This window comes from Extensimonas perlucida (assembly GCF_007655255.1).
Classification (GTDB): domain Bacteria; phylum Pseudomonadota; class Gammaproteobacteria; order Burkholderiales; family Burkholderiaceae_C; genus Extensimonas; species Extensimonas perlucida.
Genome location: NZ_VMYE01000006.1, coordinates 95,986 through 113,661 on the forward strand (window position 1 = coordinate 95,986; position 17,676 = coordinate 113,661).

Genomic DNA, 17,676 nt, shown 5'->3' on the forward strand with positions numbered 1-17,676 from the left:
AACTGAGGGTCTTTCTCAAGCCGAACCATGCCCGCCCCGCCTTCTTCCGCCGCACAACGCCGTCACCTGAGCCAACAGGTGCGCGAACGCTTCGTGCAGGGCCTGTGCGCGCAGCTGGCACCGCTGGACAAGGTCTTGCTCGATCACCTGAGCGAGCGCATGGCCGCACCGGGTACGCTGCGCGAAATGCAGACGCGCCGCGATGCCTGGATGCTCTACCAGCAGCACCATGCGCGCTGGATCGCGTGCGTGGAGCAGGCACTGCGCCAGGCTGCTAGCGCCGCCGCAGACGTAGCAAAACCCGCCACGGCGCGTGCGGCGCAGCCGCGCTCGTTCGAGCTGCTGGGCGACGACGTGATGGAAAACAAGATCACCGCCACGCGCATGGCCGCGGCGGTGCTGGAGCAGGTGGGCCTGCAGTTCGACGCGGTGCGCCAGCGCACGCAGACGCTCGAGGGCGACGCGCCACCGGCGCAGGACATTCTGCGGCCCGAATCGGTCTGCCTCGTGTTCGTCGAACAGTGGGTGCAGGCAGAGTTGCCACGCGAACAATTCCAGGCCGTGCAGGAGCCGCTGCAGCGTGCGCTGGCCAATCTTTTGCAAAAGCAGTACCAGGCCATCAACGCCTGGTATGTGGAGCAGGGCATCACGCCGCAGTCCGATCTGCGCGTGCGCCGCACCCCCGCGCCCAGCCCCGCGGGCCCTGGCGCTGCGGCTGGCCAGCCTGCAGCGCCAGCCCGGATGCCGGGCGCGCCGCCGGGTGCGGGCGCGCCCGGCGCATTTCCTTCCGGCGCCCTGGCACACGGCAGCTTTCCTGCAGGTGGATTGCCTGCAGGCCACGCGGCCGCATCGGCCTATGCGGCTGCCGCGGGCCTGCCCCCCGCAGCCGGTGCGACGCCCTGGGTGCGCGCGCGGGCACGGGCACAGAGCATCATGGGCCACTTGCGCCGGCTGCTGCAACCCGTGATTGGCCTGGACCTGGCGCAGGCGCCACCCGCTTCGGCGGCCCTGGCGCAGGCGCTTGCCGAGGCGCGCACCGAGGCCGCGAGCTTTTACGTCAGCATCAGCCCCACCTTCCCAGGCTATGGGCCGGCGGCCGTGGCGCAGTCGGCCGAGGCGGCGCGCCGGCAAACCGAGGAACTCAAGCAAAAAGCCGGCACCGCGGGCGAGCGAGCCATCATCGAGCTGGTGGCGCTGATGTTCCAGAGCATCCTCGCCGAGGAGCGCATTCCGCCGAGCGTGCGCGTGTGGTTCGCGCGCCTGCAGCTGCCCGTGCTGCGTGTGGCGCTCGCCGAGCCCGCCTTCCTCAGCGACCTCAAGCACCCCGCGCGCCAGCTCATAGACCGCATGGGGGGCTGCGTCATGGGCTTCGATGCCAGCACGCTCTCGGGCAGCGCGCTCGAGGCCGAGATCCGCCGCGTCGTGCAGGTGGTGGAGCAATACCCCGAAACCGGCAGCCGCGTGTTCCAGCTCGTGCTGACCGAGTTCGAGCGCTTTCTCGCAAAGTTCCTCACCGAAAAGGAAGGCATCGCGCGCATCGTGAGCGTGGCGCAGCAGGTCGAGCAAAAAGACACGCTGGCCGTGCAATACACGATAGAGCTGCGCACCATGCTGCAGGACGTGCCGGTGCGCGATGAGGTGCGCGACTTCCTGCTCAAGACCTGGGCCGAGGTGCTCGCGCTGTCGGCCGTGCGCGCGGGTGCGCAGCATGCCGACACCCTCGCGTACAAGCGTGCTGCGGCCGACCTGATCTGGGCCGCGAGTGCCAAGCCCCAGCGCAGCGAGCGCGCCCAGGTCATCAAGGCCTTGCCGGGCCTGCTGCAGAACCTGCGCCAGGGGCTTGCCCTGGTGGGCATCACCGGCGCGAAGCAGGACGCCCAGATCAAGGCGCTCACCGACACGCTGGCCGACGCCTTTTTGTCCAAGACGGAGTCCATTGCGCAGGCGCACATCGATGCCCTGGCAGAACGCCTTGCGCGCCTCGAAGACATCGTCACCGATGCCGCGTTCGCCGACATGCCGCTCAATGCCGACAACGTCGAAATGCTGCTCGGCATCGATGCGTCGGCGCTCGATGTGCTCGCCGACAACGGCGCGCCCGTGCAGGACGCCGTGCTCGCCTGGGTGCAGGCGCTGCCGCTCGGCGCCTGGTTCACGCTGGAGCACAATGCCGCCAGGGTCTCGGTGCAATACGTGTGGCAGAGCGCGCGCCGCCAGCTGCACCTGTTTGCCAGCGCCAGCGGCCACAGCTACCTGATCCAACTGCGGCGCCTGGCGGCCTACGCGCAGGCGGGGCTGCTCGTGGGCCTGGACGAAGAGGGCCTGAGCCTGCGCGCGACACGCGACGCGATCACCAAGCTCGACGCCAATCCCGAGCGCCTGGGCGGCGCCGGCAGCGCTTGAGTCTGCGCACCGCCATTGGGCCCATCTTCAATCATCTTCCTCCATCTCCCCCGTACATTCCGCGTACCAACCCGCCTCCCAAGCCCATGCCCGCATTCACCTTCGAAGCCCTGGACGCGCAGGGCCAGACCCGCAAAGGCCTGCTGGAAGCCGACAGCGCCAAGGCCGCGCGCAGCCTGCTGCGCGCGCAGGCGCTGGTGCCGCTGCAGGTCGATCCAGTGGCCGCGGGCGCGGGTACTGACGGGGGCGCGGCGCCGGGGCTTTGGCAGCGCCTGTTCACGCGTCCGGTGCTCGGCGCCACGGGGCTCGCAGTGTGGACGCGCCAGCTCGCGGGGCTGGTGACTTCGGGCCTGCCGCTGGAGCGCGCGCTCGCGGCGCTGGCCGACGAGGCTGACGACCCACGCCAGCGTGAGCTCGTGGCCGCGCTGCGCGCCGAGGTCAACGCGGGCGTGCCGTTTGCGCGCGCGCTTGCGCAGCACCCGCGCGAGTTCTCCGCGGTGTATTGCGCCGTGGTCGGCGCGGGCGAGCACAGCGGGCATCTGGGCGAGGTGCTCGAGCGCCTGGCCGACGACCTCGAGGCGCGCCAGGCGCTGCAGGCCAAGCTCGTGGGCGCGGCGCTGTACCCGGCCATCGTCACGCTCGTGGCGATCGTGATCGTGCTGTTTCTCGTGGGCTACGTGGTGCCGCAGGTCGCGGGCGTGTTTGCGGGCACCAAGCGCGCGCTGCCGCTGCTCACGGTGCTCATGTTGGGGCTGAGCGCATTCCTGCGCAGCTGGGGCTGGCTGCTCCTGACCGCTTTTGTTGTGATAGCTGCTTGCGCGCGCTGGGCCTTGCGATTCGAGCATTTTCGCTTGCAATTCGACGCCGCCTGGCTGCGCCTGCCCGTGCTCGGGCGGCTCGCGCGCGGCTACAACGCGGCGCGTTTTGCGGGCACGCTGGCCATGCTCGCAGGCGCGGGCGTGCCCATCCTCAAGGCGCTGCAGGCCGCGGCCGAGACGCTGCACAACCGCAGCCTGCGCGCCGACGCGCTCGACGCGCTGGTGCTGGTGCGCGAGGGCGCACCGCTGGCCGCGGCGCTCGCGCAGAAAAAGCGCTTTCCGGGGCTGCTCGCGATGTTCGCGCGCCTGGGCGAGCAGACCGGCCAGCTGCCGCTGATGCTGCAGCGCGCCGCGAACCAGCTCGGCGCCGAGGTGCAGCGCCGCGCGCTCGCGCTCGCCACCGTGCTCGAGCCGCTGCTGATCGTCGCCATGGGCCTGATCGTGATGCTGATCGTGCTCGCGGTGCTGCAGCCCATCATCGAGCTCAACCAGCTCGTCAAATAGGGCTTTGCCATGTCCGATACCCCAAATGCCGACGACGACAAGCTGGTGGTGGCGATCTCCTCGCGCGCGCTGTTCGACTTCGAGGAGGAAAACCGCGTCTTCGACCCCGTCGACCCGCGCGCCTACATGCAGCTGCAGCTCGAGCGCCTGGACACACCGGCGCGCCCTGGCGTGGCGTTTTCGCTCGTGCGCAAGCTGCTTGCGTTCAATACGCCCGGGCGTCAGCGCGTCGAGGTCGTCGTGCTCTCGCGCAACGACCCGGTGAGCGGCATGCGCGTGTTCCGCTCGGTGCGCGCGCACGGGCTGACCTCGGTGCAACGTGGCGTGTTCACGCAGGGGGCGGCGCCGTTTCGCTACCTGCGCCCGCTGGGGGCGCACCTGTTCCTTTCGGCCAACGAGGCCGACGTGCGCGAGGCGCTGGTGCTGGGCTTTGCCGCCGCGCAGGTGGCGACGCATTCGGCGCCCGCCGCCGACACACACCAAGACGAGGTGCGCATCGCCTTCGACGGCGACGCGGTGCTGTTTTCCGACGAGGCCGAGCGCGTTTATCAAAGCGCAGGGCTGGACGCTTTCCAGGCGCACGAGAGCGAAAAAGCCGCGCTGCCGCTGCCGCCCGGCCCGTTCAAGCCTTTTCTGGCCGCGCTGCACCGCCTGCAGCAGCGCGGCGGGCCCATGCGCATACGCACGGCGCTGGTCACGGCGCGCGGCGCCCCAGCGCACGAGCGCGCGATCCAGACGCTGATGCACTGGAACATCGCCGTCGATGAGGCCATGTTCCTCGGCGGCATGCCCAAGGGGCCGTTTTTGCGCGAATTTGAGCCCGACTTCTTCTTCGACGACCAGACCGGCCACGTGCTCTCGGCCGCACAGCACGTACCCGCGGGCCTGGTGCGCAGCGGCATCGCGCACGAGCCGCACGAATGAAAACCACGGAGGCGGAACGAAACCGCGCCGCCACGATCTTTCCTGGAATGAGCACCATGGCAACGAAAAAAACGCCCTCCCGCCGCCGCGCCGCACAAGAAGACCTGTTCGGCGCCGCGCCTGCGCAAGACGCATCGACCCCGGCTGCGCCGTCCGCGCCACCGTCCGCCTTGGGTGCGCGCGATTTGCAAGTGCTCGCCGAGGGCGCCGGCGCCGCGCTCACGCCCGCGGCCAAGGCCTACAACCGCGAGCTGGCGCGCATCGACAAGCTCAAGGCGCAGATCGCCCGGACCGACGCGCTGGGCCACGCCTACCAGACGGCCGTGCAGAGCCTGCTCGCACCGCTGCACGCGCGCCGCGATGCAGGCCGACGCGAAATGGTCGCGCTGCTCGTGCCGCACATCAACGACAAGCGCCTGAGCAAACAGCAGCGCGAGACGGCGCGCGCCATCGTCTGCGCCGTTGCCGCCGCGCTCGCGGCCGACGGTGATGCGGAAATGGCCCGCCTGCACGACGAGTTCAGCCCGCAAACGCTCGCCGAAAAAGAGCAACAAGACCGCGCCTCGTTTGCCCAGATGGTCAGCCACGTGCTCGGCGAGGAGATCGCCGCGCCCGAAGCCGAGGCCGGCGACGACGCCTCGCATGAGGAATTGATCATGCGCATGTTCGCGCAGACCAAAGCCAAAATGCAGGAGCAACAAGAGCAGTACGAGCAAGAGAAAGCGGCGCGCAAGCAAAAGCCGCGCAAACCCACGGCGGCGCAGCAACGCGCCGAGGCTGTGCAGCAGGACGCCGAGACGACCTTGCGCGCGATCTTCCGCCAGCTCGCGAGCGCGCTGCACCCCGACCGCGCGGCCAGCGAAGACGAGCGCCGCCGCAAGACCGAACTCATGTCCGCAGCGAACCGCGCCTACCAGAACAAAGATATCGTGGCGCTGCTGCAAATCCAGCGCGACGCCGCGCTGCTCGACCCCGCGCAGGCGCAGCTGCCGCCCGAAAAGCGCCTGCAAGCGCTCACGCAGTTGCTCAAACAACAGGTGCAGGAGCTCGAGCGCGAGCGCTACGCGCGCCAAAACCACTGGGAACATGCGCTGGACCTGGGCTTTGGCTACCGTTTCAACGAAGCCGACCTGCGCCGCTGGCTGCAAGACCTGCAGGATGAGGAACTGGCCGAGTGCGAGGCGCTCGAACACGACATTGAACTCGTGCGCGAAGGCAAGCGCCTCAAGTCCTGGCTCAACGAACAGCACCGGCTCGCACAGGAGCCGATCTTTCCCTACATCGACATACCGCCAGAGTGGTGATTTTTGTGCGGCACGGCCGCGGCGCACCCACGCCACCCCCACGCCAAGGAGCTGTACGCATGCAAACCCTGTTCCGACTGTTCCGACTCCTGCCCGCGCTGGCCCTGTGTTGCACAGGCGCCGGCGTCTGGGCCGACCCCGGCGTACAACCAAGCGCGGCAGCACCCGCCGCTTCTGCCCCTGCCAGCAGCGCCACGCCTTCGCGCGGCGAGCTCAAGGCCCTGCGCCAATTCCAGATGCTCGACGCGAACGGCGACGGCAAGCTGAGCCGCGCCGAGGTGGCCCTGTTCCCGCCGCTGGCCGCCGCCTTCGACGAGGCCGACACCAACCACGACGGCTTCGTCACGCCCGACGAAATCCGCGTGTTTTCGGCCCACTACCGCGCCGAACGCGAACGCGCCAAGGCCGCAAAAAAAGCGCAGGAGCAGGCCCAGCAGCAGGCCGCTTCGCCCGACGGCGCGCATTGAGTCGGGAAATTGGGGTCAGATTCCAATTTCTGCGAAAAATTGAAGCCAAAATGGCCTTCAGGCCAGGTACATCAAGCGCAAGCAGCTCTCGATATGAGAGCAAAGCCAGGCGCCTCAGCGCCTCGTGGCAGCCTCAGCGCGCGGCGTTCGCGTCCGCCACGGTGAGCGCCGTCATGTTCACGATGCGGCGCACGGTGGCGCTGGCGGTGAGGATGTGCACCGGCTGGGCCGCGCCGAGCAGCACCGGGCCGATCGCGATGTTGCCGCCCGCGGCGGTCTTGAGCAGGTTGTAGGCGATGTTGGCCGCGTCGATGTTGGGCAGCACGAGCAGGTTCGCGTCGCCCTCGAGCGTGCTGCGCGGCATCAGCGCGCGGCGCGCGGCGCCGTCAAGCGCCACGTCGCCGTGCATCTCGCCATCGACCTCGAGCCAGGGCGCCTGCACGCGCAGCAATGCGAGCGTCGCGCGCATCTTCACCGCGCTGGGCTCGTTGCTGCTCCCAAAATTGGAGTGACTCAGCAGCGCCGCCTTGGGCCGCACGCCAAAGCGCATCATTTCCTCGGCGGCCATGACGGTGATCTCGGCGAGCTGCGCGGCGCTCGGGTCGTAGTTGACGTGCGTATCGACGAGGAACACCTGACGTTCGGGCAGCAGCAGCGCGTTCATGGCGGCATAGGTATTGGCGCCCGGGCGCTTGCCTATCACCTGGTCGATGTAGTTCAAATGCATGGGGTTGGTGCCCCAGGTGCCGCAGATCAGCCCATCGACGTAGCCCTTGTGCAACAGCATCGCGCCGATCAGCGACAGGCGCCGGCGCATTTCGATCTTGGCGATCGGGATGGTGATGCCCTTGCGCTCGGTCAGGCGGTGGTAGGTCTGCCAGAAGTCGCGGTAGCGCTCGTCCTGCTCGACGTTGACCACGTCGTAGTCCAAGCCTTCCTTGAGGCGCAGGCCAAACTTGGCGATGCGCTGCGCGATGATGGCGGGCCGCCCGATCAGCGTGGGGCGCGCGATGCGCTCATCGACCACGATCTGCGCCGCGCGCAGCACGCGCTCTTCCTCGCCCTCGGCGTAGGCCACGCGCTTTTTCGCACCCGCCTTGGCCGCCGCATAGATGGGCTTCATGATCGTGCCCGAGGCATAGACGAAGGTCTGCAGATGGTCGCGGTAGGCATCCATGTCGGCAATGGGGCGCAGCGCCACGCCGCTGTCCGCCGCGGCCTGCGCCACCGCGGGCGCGATCTTCATCATCAGGCGCGGATCGAAAGGCTTGGGGATCAGGTACTCAGGCCCGAACGCGAGCGGCTCGCCCGCGTAGGCCGCGGCCACGACTTCGCTTTGCTCGGCCTGCGCGAGCTCGGCGATGGCGTGCACGGCGGCGACTTCCATCTCCAGCGTGATGGTGGTCGCGCCGCAGTCGAGCGCGCCGCGGAAGATGTACGGAAAGCACAGCACGTTGTTGACCTGGTTCGGGTAGTCGCTACGCCCCGTGGCCATGATGGCGTCGTCACGCACCGCGCGCACCTCTTCGGGCAGGATTTCGGGCGTGGGGTTGGCGAGCGCGAAGATCAGCGGGCGCGCCGCCATCTTGCGCACCATCTCGGGCTTGAGCACGCCGCCCGCCGACAGGCCCAAAAACACGTCCGCGTTCTCGATCACCTCGGCCAGCGTGCGCGCCGCCGTGGGCTGGGCAAAAAAGCGCTTGTCCTCGTCCATGAGCTCGGTGCGGCCTTCATAGACCACGCCTGCGAGGTCGGTCACCCAGATGTGCTCGCGCGGAATGCCGAGCTTGACGAGCAGCCCCAGGCACGCGAGCGCCGCCGCGCCCGCGCCCGAGGTCACGAGCTTGATTTTTGCGGGGTCTTTGCCCGCGACCTTGAGCCCGTTCAAGATGGCCGCACCCACGACGATGGCCGTGCCGTGCTGGTCGTCGTGGAACACGGGGATGTGCAGGCGCTCGCGCAGCTTGCGCTCGACGTAAAAGCAGTCGGGCGCCTTGATGTCCTCGAGGTTGATGCCGCCAAAGGTGGGTTCGAGCGCGGCGATGATCTCGACGAGCTTTTCGGGGTCTTTTTCGTTGATCTCGATGTCGAACACGTCTATGCCCGAAAACTTCTTGAAGAGCACGGCCTTGCCCTCCATCACGGGCTTGCCCGCGAGCGGCCCGATGTCGCCCAGGCCCAGCACGGCCGTGCCGTTCGTGACCACGCCCACGAGATTGCCGCGGCTCGTGTAGCGAAAGGCCGCGCGCGGGTCTTTGACGATTTCCTCGCACGGCGCGGCGACGCCGGGCGAATACGCAAGCGCCAGATCGTGCTGGTTCACGAGCTGCTTGGTCGGCGTGACGGCGATCTTGCCGGGCTTGGGTTGGGCGTGGTATTCGAGCGCGGCGCGGCGCAGCTCGGCGCGCTTTTCGGGCGACATGCCGCTGCTCAGCGCGGCGGGCGCAGCGGCGCCGGGCATGGTGGAGGAAGGATGGGGGGCCGGGGTGTTCTCGGGCATGGGGCTTTCTCCAGGGGGGCGCCAGCGGCACGGCGTGGCAACTGCCCATGCGCAAATGTCCATGCACAACTGCCAGCGCGCCGGCGCGGGCTGGCCATTGTAGGCCGCACGCCCCGCGCTCGGGACACCCAAGCCGCACGCGCCGCACCGCCAGCACGCGCGTGGCAAGACGCTGGTTTATAAGCCAAAAACGGCTCTAACGACCACCCATCAAGCACTAGCAGCTATCACATCGATAGTTTCACGCGGTCTGCGCGAGCGCCTCGCCGAGCGCGTTCACGAGGCGGTCGATCTCGGCCTTTTCGCTGATGAAGGGCGGCGCGAGCTGGATCGTGTCGCCGCCGTAGCGCACGTAAAAGCCCTTCTTCCAGCAGTGCATGGCGATCTCGTAGGGCCGGCGCGCGGGCTCGCCGGGCAGTGGCGCGATCGTAAAGCCCGCGGCGAGGCCGTAGTTGCGGATGTCGAGCACGTGTTTCGCACCCTGGAGGCTGTGCACGGCCTGCTCGAAGTAAGGGGCGAGCGAGCGCACGCGCGCAATCGCGTCCTCTTTTTGCAGCAGGTCGAGCGCCGCGAGGCCCGCCGCGCAGGCCACAGGGTGCGCCGAATAGGTGTAGCCGTGCGGGAATTCGAGCAGGTAGTCGGGCCCGCCCGCGGCCATGAAGGTGTCGTAGATTTCCTTGCGCGCGATCACCGCGCCCAGCGGCTGTGCGCCGTTGGTCACCTGCTTGGCCACGTTCATGATGTCGGGCGTCACGCCGAAGGCCTCGGCGCCCGTGTAGGCGCCCGCGCGGCCAAAGCCCGTGATGACCTCGTCGAAGATCAGCAGAATGTCGTGCTGCGTGCAGATTTCGCGCAGACGCTCAAGGTAGCCCACGGGCGGAATCACCACGCCGCCCGAGCCCGAAAAGGGCTCGACGATCACGGCGGCGATGTTCGAGGCGTCGTGCAGCGCGATCAGATCGAGCAGCCGGTCGGCCAGCTGGCGCCCGCCCTCGGTCGGCTGGCCCTTGGCAAACGTGCCCGCAGGCGGCTGCGTGTGCGGCAGGTGGTCGGCCTCCACGCCCTGGCCGTAGAACTTGCGGTTCGCGCCTATGCCGCCCACCGAGGTGCCGCCGAAGTTCACGCCGTGGTAGCCCTTTTCGCGCCCGATCAGGCGCGTCTTGCTCGCCTGGCCCTTGAGGCGCCAGTAGGCGCGCGCCATCTTGAGCGAGGTGTCGGCCGATTCCGACCCCGAGCCCGTGAAAAACACATAGTCCAGCCCCGCGGGCGTGAGCTCCTTGATTTTGTTGGCAAGCGCGAACGCCGCCGGGTGCCCGAACTGGAACGCCGGCGCGTAGTCCAGCGTGTGCGCCTGCTGCGCAATGGCTTCGGCGATCTCGCGGCGCGCGTGGCCCAGACCCGAACACCACAGGCCCGAGAGCCCGTCGAACACCTTGCGCCCGTCGGCGTCGGTGAAGTAGGCGCCGCTCGCGGCGACGATCAGGCGCGGGTCGGCCTTGAACTGGCGGTTCGCGGTGTAGGGCATCCAGTGCGCGTCGAGCCAGGCGGCATCGCGGCGCACGGGAGCGGGAAAGGATGCGGGAAAGGCCGCGGATTCGGCGGCAGCGGGGGCGGTGGTGGCAAGCGTCATGGCAGTCTCCCAGGGCGGGCGGAAAAGCAAAAGCGCCTATTGTTCGCCGCCTCCATAATGCCTCCAATAGTGCAATATCACCGTTTACTTGAGTATCTATGCAAGTAAATCACCCCCCTGCCTCTGCTCCCCTGCCGCCCACCGACGGGCGCCAGCGCGCCGTGCTCGGGCAGCTCAGCGACATGGACTTGCGCCTGCTGCAGGTGTTCAAGAGCGTGGTCGAATGCGGCGGCCTGGCCGCGGCCGAGCTCGAACTCAACATCGCCACGAGCACCATCAGCCGCCACCTCAAAGACCTGGAAACGCGCCTGGGCCTGGTGCTGTGCCGGCGCGGGCGCGCGGGCTTTGCGCTCACGCCCGAAGGCCGGCGCGTCTATGAAGAAACGCTGCGCCTGCTCGACGCGGTGCAGGCGTTTCGCCGCGGCGTGGACGACATCCACGCGCGCCTGGGCGGCCCGCTGGCGCTCGCCGTGTTCGACCAGACCGCGAGCAACCCCGCCGCGCGCATCCACGCGGCGATTGCCGACTTCACACGCCAGGCGCCCGGCGTGCACCTGGAGCTGCACGTGGGCAGCATCCAGACCATAGAGCGCGGCGTGCTCGAAGGGCGCTTCCAGGTCGGCATCATCCCCGCGCACCGCAGCGCCTCCAGCCTGCTCTACACACCGCTGTTCGACGAAACCATGCTGCTGTATTGCGGCGCCGGGCATCCCTTGTTCGGTGCCGACCACGATACGAATAAGACGCTCGACTGGGACGCACTGCGCCGCTACCCGTTCGCGGGCCTGGGCTACCACTCGCCCAACATGGAGTTGAGCCACCAGGCGCAGCTCACGCGCAGCGCCACGGGCTTCGATCAGGAAGCGATCGCCACCTTGATCCTCTCGGGCTGCTTTCTGGGCTTTTTGCCCGACCACTACGCCGAAGCCTTCGTGCGCGCAGGCCGCATGCAGGCCGTGCGCCCCGCGCTGTTGCGCTACAGCTGCAGCTTCGTGGGCCTGCTGCGCCGCTCGCCCGCGCCCACGCGCGCCGCGCAGCTGCTGCAGCGCTGCCTGGTCGCCGCGCACGCCGGCATCAGCACCTGCGATCCGCTGCCGGCCTGAAAGCGCCGTCTCGGTCAACCTGCACCCGCCTTCGCCGCCAAGTGCTGCAGCAGCCAGTCTGTGAAGCCGGCCCTGCGCAGCGGGCGCACCGGCATGGCCTGCAAAGACATGGCACGCGGCATTTTCATGCCCCTTGCGCCATGGCCACCGGCACGGCATCTGGGCGTTCTTTGCTGCGCTGCGCACGCGCCCAGGCTTTCTCATGAAAAAAGAAGGCCACAGCCTGCACGCTGGGCTCCAGCAGACTCAGCGTGAAAGCTGCCCACAAGTTGCCGGTGACCGCATAAGCCACCAAGGCGGCCACGCAAACGTGGATCACATAGTAGCTCACCGTTTTGAGCAGCATAGTCCGGTTTTTCCGCAGGGTGCGACGAATCAAGCGCATAGCCATACTCCTTGTGCTTCTGCGCAAATGGTAGTGATTCGCAAGTACTATTTCCAATCGATTTTCCCTAAGCTGCCCATAGCGGCTGAAAAGCACCGTCCTCTCGTGCGCGGCGCGCTGCAGGCGGCGGACCTGCGCGGCGAAGCCATCCCCGAGCCCGTGGGCCGCAACACCGCCGCGGCCAAAATGACCGCCAGCCGTCCGCCAGCGCCCGCGTAGGCGCGCAGCGCCGCCTCATGACCAATCTGGGTTCAAATAGGCTCTAAAATCCGCCACCTCCGAGGAGCGTTGCAGCGCCCCAGTCACCCGCCGGTGGCCTCAGGGCGTGAGGCTCGGAAACCGTGTTTTGCAACGACGCTCATCCACCACTTCCGGTGCGGTGAGTCGTCTTTTGCCCCGCGCCGGTGTTGACTTTCAGGAGCACACCATGAACGCCCCTCTTCCCACCTCTGCGCCCATCGACTGCGTGATTGCCAACATCGGCCTGGCCGACTGGGGACGCAAGGAAATCCGCATCGCCGAGACCGAAATGCCCGGCCTGATGGCCATTCGCGAAGAATTCGCGCCCAGCCAGCCGCTCAAGGGCGCGCGCATCGCGGGCAGCCTGCACATGACGATACAGACCGCCGTGCTGATCGAGACGCTGCAGGCGCTGGGCGCGCAGGTGCGCTGGGCCTCGTGCAACATCTTTTCCACACAAGACCACGCCGCCGCCGCGATCGCCGCCGCAGGCACGCCGGTGTTCGCCGTCAAGGGCGAGAGCCTGGCCGAGTATTGGGACTACACGCACCGCATTTTCGAGTTCGGTCCCGCGGGCGCGCCGGACGAAGGCCCGAACATGATCCTCGACGACGGCGGCGACGCCACGCTGCTCATGCACCTGGGCCAGCAGGCCGAGCAGGACCCGTCGGTGCTCGCACAGCCCGGCAGTGAAGAAGAGCACGTGCTTTTTGCCGCGATCCGCGCCAAGCTCGCGCAGGACGCGCGCTGGTACAGCCGCAAGAGCGCGCAGATCATCGGCGTGACCGAGGAGACCACCACGGGCGTGCACCGCCTGAAGGAAATGTCGGCCAAGGGCACGCTCAAATTCCGCGCGATCAACGTCAACGACTCGGTCACCAAGAGCAAGTTCGACAACCTGTACGGCTGCCGCGAATCGCTGGTCGATGGCATCAAGCGCGCCACCGACGTGATGGTGGCGGGCAAGATCGCCGTGGTCTGCGGCTATGGCGACGTGGGCAAGGGCTCGGCGCAGGCGCTGCGCGCGCTCTCGGCGCAGGTCTGGGTGACCGAGATCGACCCGATCTGCGCGCTGCAGGCCGCGATGGAAGGCTACCGCGTCGTGACCATGGACGAGGCAGCGCCGCTGGCCGACATCTTCGTCACCGCCACGGGCAACAAGAGCGTGATCACCTTCGAACACATGGCGCGCATGAAAGACCAGGCCATCGTCTGCAACATCGGCCACTTCGACAACGAGATCGACGTCGCGAGCCTCGAAGCAAAGTGCCAGTGGGAAGAGATCAAGCCGCAGGTCGATCACGTGATCTTTCCTGATGGCAAGCGCATCATCCTCTTGGCGCGCGGGCGCCTCGTGAACCTGGGCTGCGGCACCGGACACCCGAGCTACGTGATGAGCAGCAGCTTCGCGAACCAGACGCTCGCGCAGATCGAGCTTTTCACGCAGCGCGACGCCTACGAGGTCGGCCAGGTCTATGTGCTGCCCAAGCACCTCGACGAAAAGGTCGCGCGCCTGCAGCTCTCCAAGCTCGGCGCCAAACTCACCGAGCTCACCGACGCACAGGCCGCCTACATCGGCGTGTCCAAGCAGGGGCCGTACAAGCCCGATACGTATCGCTATTGATAGCGTAGCTTCAAGCGCTTTTAAAACGGGCGTTATAGGCCGATTTCACCCAGATTGCCCATGAAGCGGAATTTCCCGGTATGCGCGATGTATGCCCCGTCATTGCGAGGGCCGTCAGGCCCGTGGCAATCCATATGGCTTTCGATGCAGCGCCTGCGTCCCTTGCTAGGTCCGGACTGGATTGCCGCGCCCCTGCGGGGCTCGCAATGACGGACGTCTCGGCCGCGGCCAAACTGCCTCGCCATCGTCCCGCGTCCTAACAATCTGGGTTTCATTCAAAAATACGCCGTGCGCGCCGATCAGCTCCTCGTCGAACGCGGCCTGGCCGCGAGCCGCAGCCAGGCGCAGCGCCTGATCGCGGCGGGCGCGCGCTGGCGCTCGCCCGCCGGCTGGCGGTCGCTGGCCAAGGCCGACGAGCTGCCGGCCGATGCCGAGCTGCAGCTGCTCGACGCGGCCGAGGCGCGCTATGTCTCGCGCGGCGGGCTCAAGCTCGAAGGCGCGCTCGCCGCCACGGGGCTGGACGTGCGCGGCTGGGCTTGCCTGGACGTGGGCCAATCGACCGGCGGCTTTACCGACTGCCTGCTGCAGCACGGCGCCGCGTGCGTGGTCGGCGTCGATGTGGGCCAGGGCCAGCTGCACCCGCGCCTGCGCGCCGACGCGCGCGTGCGCTGCCTCGAGCAATGCAACGCACGCCACCTGACTGCATCTGATTTGATAGCTGCTGGCGCTTATCCATCAAGCGCTAGTGGCCCATTTGATCTAAAACCGAGGGCCGGCTTCGACCTCGTCACGGGCGATCTGTCGTTCATCTCGCTCACGCTGGTGCTGCCCGCGCTGGCGCCGCTCGTCAAACCCGGCGGTGCGCTGCTGATGCTGGTCAAGCCGCAGTTCGAGCTGCAGCCCGCGCAGATCGGCAAGGGCGGCATCGTGCGCGATGCGGCGCTCTATGCGCTCGTCGAGCAGCGCATCCGCATGGCCTGCACCGCGCTGGGCCTGGCCGAATTGCAGTGGCTGGCCAGCCCCATCGCAGGTGGCGACGGCAACCGCGAATTTTTCATTTTTGCAAGGAGAGGGCATGACCTCGAGCCCACCACCAACCATGCAGCCAGCCCGCCATGAAGCGCCGGCACGGCTGCCGCTGAGTTTCGAATTCTTCCCGCCCAAGACGCCCGAGGGCGTGGCAAAGCTGCGCACCGTGCGCCGCGCGCTCTATGCGCTCGCGCCCGAGTTCTGCTCGGTCACCTACGGCGCGGGCGGCTCCACGCACGAGGGCAGCTTTGCCACCGTGCGCGAGATTCTGTCCGAGGGCGTGCCCGCTGCCGCGCATTTCTCGTGCATAGGCGCCACGCGCGCCTCGGTGCGCGCGCAGCTGCAAGAGCTGCAGGCCATGGGCGTCAAGCGCCTGGTCGCGCTGCGCGGCGACCTGCCCAGCGGCTACGGCCTGGGCGGCGAGTTCCACTACGCGAGCGAGCTCGTCGCATTCATCCGCGCCGAAACCGGGCGGCACTTTCACATCGAAGTCGCCGCCTACCCCGAAATGCACCCGCAGGCGCGCTCGCCCGCAGCCGACCTGCAAGCCTTCGCAACCAAGCTGCGCGCCGGCGCAGATTCGGCCATCACGCAGTATTTCTACAACGCCGACGCGTACTTCCGTTTCGTCGACGAGGTGCAGCGCCTGGGTGTCGATGTGGCGCGCGTGCCCATCGTGCCCGGCATCATGCCCATCACGGGCGCAACGCAGCTGCTGCGCTTTTCCGACGCCTGCGGCGCCGAAGTGCCGCGCTGGATCCGCCTGCGCCTGCAGGCCTTTGGCGACGACACGGCCAGCATCCAAGCCTTTGGCCTCGACGTGGTGACGGCGCTGTGCGAGCGCCTGATCGCCGGCGGCGCACCGGCGCTGCACTTTTACACCATGAACCAGAGCGCAGCCACGCTCGCGATCTGCACACGCCTGCGCGGCGCAGGGCGGGGTTGATGCACACGGGCCTGCACGCCAAAGCGCTGGGCGTGCAAGGCCCGCCGCTGGCGCGCCGCGGGCCTAGGCGCCTGTCGGGCTTTGGAATCGTCGGCTGCGGCACATTCTCGCTTTCGACGCCCAAAGTCCGACAGGCTGCTCGTGCGGCGGCTCTGGTGGCCGGGTGGCTGGCGTTTTCCCTTACCCTGACGCCCGCAACGCCGGCCCGCGCCGAGGGCCTGAACGCTCCGGCGCCCGAGGCATTCGCGCCCACCGTGCTCTCGCCGCGCGGCGAGACGCTGCTGCTCGAACCACCCGCAGAACCTGCGCCCGAAGGCCCGGACGATGACGCCGAAACCAGCGGCATTTCCACCCGGCAGAGCGCACTCTCGCTGCTGCCGCAGGCGCGGCGCAAAGGGCTGGCGTCGTGGTACGGCCTCAAGTTCCACCGCCGGCGCACCGCAAGCGGCGAGCCCTACGACATGCACGGCCTCACCGCCGCCCACCCCAGCCTGCCCTTCGGCACGCGCGTATGCGTGTTGAGCCGCGACACCGGGCGCAGCGTGGTCGTACGCATCAACGACCGCAGCGCCTACTCGTCCCGCCGCGTGATCGATCTGAGCAAAGGCGCCGCAAGCGCCCTGGGAATCGTCGGCCTGGGCCTCAAACCCGTGGAACTCTCCGTGCTCGCGCCGGGCCACACGGAATGCGCGCCTTGAGCAAGATAGGCGAAAAGATCCGCCTCACATCCCCCATTTCACGCCTGCACCAGCAACTGGTGCGCCGCGTGCCCATCCTGCGCGAGCAATTGGCTCAGTTGCGGCAATGCCGCCTGCAAAGCGGGCTTGAGCGTGTAGGGTGGGTTGATGATGAACATGCCGCTCGCGGGCAGGCCGGGGCGGCGCGATGCGCCCAGCAGGGGCGCGCCGAGTTTGGCCGACTTCACCGTGAGCGTCGCGTGCAGCCAGGGTTTGCCGGCCTTGGTCGCGAGGGTCTTGAGGCGGCGCGGCAGCTCGTGCGCCTCGGGGCGGCCGATGATGGGGTGCCAAATGGCGTAGGTGCCCGTGGCAAAACGCCTGAGCGCGTCCGCCACCAAGTCCTGCACGCGCCCATAATCGCTCTTTAATTCGTAGCTAGGATCGCACAGCAAAAAGGCGCGGCGCGACGGTGGCGGCAAGAATTTTTTATAGCCCTCGAAACCATCCTCGTGCAGAACGGCCACCTGGCGCCCTGCCTCGAGTTGCGCCACGTTGCGCGTGAGCGCGCGCAGGTCGCTCGGGTGCAGCTCGAACAGCTTGAGCTTGTCCTGCGCGCGCAGCAGGTGCTGGATGATGAAAGGCGAGCCTGGATAGACCTTGACGCCAGTGCCCGCGTTGAAGGCACGCACCAACTCCAGATACGCCTGCAAGGCCGGTGCCAGCGCCGCAGCGTCCGCCTGCGCCAGGCGCAAAACGCCATCGGCCGCCTCGCCGCTCGTGCGCGCATAGTCGCCATCGAGCCGGTACAGGCCCGCGCCTGCATGGGTGTCCAGCACCGTGAGCGCAGCGTCCTTTTGTACGAGGTGCTGCAACATGGCAATCAACACGGTGTGCTTGAGCACGTCCGCATGGTTGCCCGCATGGAAGGCGTGGCGGTAACTGAACATGGCGCAATGGTAACGAGTGCGTGGCCGCCTGCACAAAAAATCCCCAAAAACGGCGCCAATTTCATATAATCGCCGGTTTCGCAGCGCAAGGCAGGTCCCGCGGCGAAAATAAAAATGCGACTTACGCAAATCGGGGTGAGGCAAGGCGTGCGCCGCATGGCAAAGCACCGCGCTG

14 protein-coding genes and 1 riboswitch are annotated in these 17,676 nt (G+C 67.9%); of the genes, 10 read left to right on the forward strand and 4 right to left on the reverse strand.

The window, feature by feature from the left end; genetic code table 11:
• Window positions 1–27: 27 nt before the first annotated feature.
• The 5 genes from FK527_RS07425 (at window position 28) to FK527_RS07445 (ending at window position 6,420) form a co-directional block, all read left to right on the forward strand.
• On the forward strand, window positions 28–2,403 hold the full coding sequence (locus tag FK527_RS07425; RefSeq protein ID WP_144731848.1) for a DUF1631 family protein: 2,376 nt from the start codon (window positions 28–30) through the stop codon (window positions 2,401–2,403).
• Window positions 2,404–2,489: 86 nt separating this feature from the next.
• Complete coding sequence (gene gspF / locus FK527_RS07430) at window positions 2,490–3,725, forward strand: type II secretion system inner membrane protein GspF (protein WP_144731851.1); 1,236 nt, start codon at window positions 2,490–2,492, stop codon at window positions 3,723–3,725.
• 9 nt (window positions 3,726–3,734) lie between these two features.
• On the forward strand, window positions 3,735–4,649 hold the full coding sequence (locus FK527_RS07435) for a 5'-nucleotidase (RefSeq protein ID WP_144731854.1): 915 nt from the start codon (window positions 3,735–3,737) through the stop codon (window positions 4,647–4,649).
• Window positions 4,650–4,705: 56 nt separating this feature from the next.
• Complete coding sequence (locus FK527_RS07440) at window positions 4,706–5,953, forward strand: hypothetical protein (RefSeq protein ID WP_144731857.1); 1,248 nt, start codon at window positions 4,706–4,708, stop codon at window positions 5,951–5,953.
• Between the two features lie 59 nt (window positions 5,954–6,012).
• The gene (locus tag FK527_RS07445) at window positions 6,013–6,420 is read left to right on the forward strand and encodes an EF-hand domain-containing protein (RefSeq protein WP_144731860.1); all 408 of its coding nucleotides are present in this window, start codon (window positions 6,013–6,015) and stop codon (window positions 6,418–6,420) included.
• A gap of 133 nt (window positions 6,421–6,553) precedes the next feature.
• Here the strand turns inward: FK527_RS07445 and FK527_RS07450 are convergent, their stop codons facing one another.
• Complete coding sequence (locus FK527_RS07450; protein ID WP_246072718.1) at window positions 6,554–8,881, reverse strand: NADP-dependent malic enzyme; 2,328 nt, start codon at window positions 8,879–8,881, stop codon at window positions 6,554–6,556.
• Between the two features lie 280 nt (window positions 8,882–9,161).
• The gene (gene aptA, locus FK527_RS07455) at window positions 9,162–10,550 is read right to left on the reverse strand and encodes an omega-aminotransferase AptA (RefSeq protein WP_144731866.1); all 1,389 of its coding nucleotides are present in this window, start codon (window positions 10,548–10,550) and stop codon (window positions 9,162–9,164) included.
• Window positions 10,551–10,648: 98 nt separating this feature from the next.
• Here aptA and FK527_RS07460 point away from each other — a divergent pair, with 98 nt between their 5' ends.
• On the forward strand, window positions 10,649–11,653 hold the full coding sequence (locus FK527_RS07460; RefSeq protein ID WP_144731868.1) for a LysR family transcriptional regulator: 1,005 nt from the start codon (window positions 10,649–10,651) through the stop codon (window positions 11,651–11,653).
• A gap of 124 nt (window positions 11,654–11,777) precedes the next feature.
• Here the strand turns inward: FK527_RS07460 and FK527_RS07465 are convergent, their stop codons facing one another.
• Window positions 11,778–12,038, reverse strand: coding sequence for a DUF2061 domain-containing protein (locus FK527_RS07465; protein WP_144732070.1), 261 nt, complete (start codon window positions 12,036–12,038; stop codon window positions 11,778–11,780).
• 274 nt (window positions 12,039–12,312) lie between these two features.
• Window positions 12,313–12,405: riboswitch (S-adenosyl-L-homocysteine riboswitch) on the forward strand.
• A 60-nt stretch (window positions 12,406–12,465) separates the two neighbouring features.
• On the opposite strand from FK527_RS07465, the gene ahcY reads away from it, so the two are divergent.
• The 4 genes from ahcY (at window position 12,466) to FK527_RS07485 (ending at window position 16,575) form a co-directional block, all read left to right on the forward strand.
• The gene (gene ahcY / locus FK527_RS07470) at window positions 12,466–13,902 is read left to right on the forward strand and encodes an adenosylhomocysteinase (RefSeq protein WP_144731870.1); all 1,437 of its coding nucleotides are present in this window, start codon (window positions 12,466–12,468) and stop codon (window positions 13,900–13,902) included.
• Window positions 13,903–14,190: 288 nt separating this feature from the next.
• Window positions 14,191–15,021, forward strand: coding sequence for a TlyA family RNA methyltransferase (locus tag FK527_RS07475; protein ID WP_144731872.1), 831 nt, complete (start codon window positions 14,191–14,193; stop codon window positions 15,019–15,021).
• Window positions 14,978–15,877: a methylenetetrahydrofolate reductase [NAD(P)H] gene (gene metF / locus FK527_RS07480; protein WP_425460422.1), complete on the forward strand. Its 900-nt coding sequence runs from the start codon at window positions 14,978–14,980 to the stop codon at window positions 15,875–15,877. The genes FK527_RS07475 and metF overlap by 44 nt, the downstream gene beginning before the upstream one ends.
• The gene (locus FK527_RS07485; RefSeq protein WP_144731876.1) at window positions 15,877–16,575 is read left to right on the forward strand and encodes a septal ring lytic transglycosylase RlpA family protein; all 699 of its coding nucleotides are present in this window, start codon (window positions 15,877–15,879) and stop codon (window positions 16,573–16,575) included. The genes metF and FK527_RS07485 overlap by 1 nt, the downstream gene beginning before the upstream one ends.
• 38 nt (window positions 16,576–16,613) lie before the next feature.
• Here the strand turns inward: FK527_RS07485 and FK527_RS07490 are convergent, their stop codons facing one another.
• Window positions 16,614–17,501 (reverse strand): 23S rRNA (adenine(2030)-N(6))-methyltransferase RlmJ, encoded by an 888-nt coding sequence (locus FK527_RS07490; RefSeq protein WP_144731879.1) that lies wholly within the window; start codon window positions 17,499–17,501, stop codon window positions 16,614–16,616.
• Window positions 17,502–17,676 lie beyond the last annotated feature (175 nt).